Annotated in this window: 1 pseudogene; it reads right to left on the bottom strand. The window is 72.0% G+C overall.

Annotation, left to right across the window (positions count from 1 at the left end):
* A pseudogene (locus ACLQ29_RS35550) lies at positions 1-110 on the bottom strand (biotin carboxylase N-terminal domain-containing protein); the annotation flags it as partial.
* Between the last annotated feature and the right edge of the window lie 161 nt (positions 111-271).

The following is a 271-nucleotide window of genomic DNA, read 5'->3' as shown; positions in this document are numbered from 1 at the left end:
GCGTCGGCGTCGGAGTGCACGGCGACGGTCTCGACGCCCAGCGCCCGGCAGGTGGCGAGGACCCGCCGGGCGATCTCGCCCCGGTTGGCCACGAGCAGTCGGGTGATCACGAGTGGGAGCCCCCTACATCCGGAAGACGCCGAAGTTTTCGGCGCCCCTGACCGGTCCGTTGTGGATCGCCGACAGGCAGAGCCCGAGGACGGTACGGGTGTCGCGGGGGTCGATCACCCCGTCGTCGTAGAGCCGGCCCGACAGGAACAGCGCCCCGGAC

The sequence above is a fragment of the Micromonospora sp. DT228 genome (genome assembly GCF_049841595.1).
Lineage (GTDB): Bacteria > Actinomycetota > Actinomycetes > Mycobacteriales > Micromonosporaceae > Micromonospora.
Note: the sequence above shows the minus strand (reverse complement) of the source record. Positions and strands in the feature narration are given on the sequence as shown.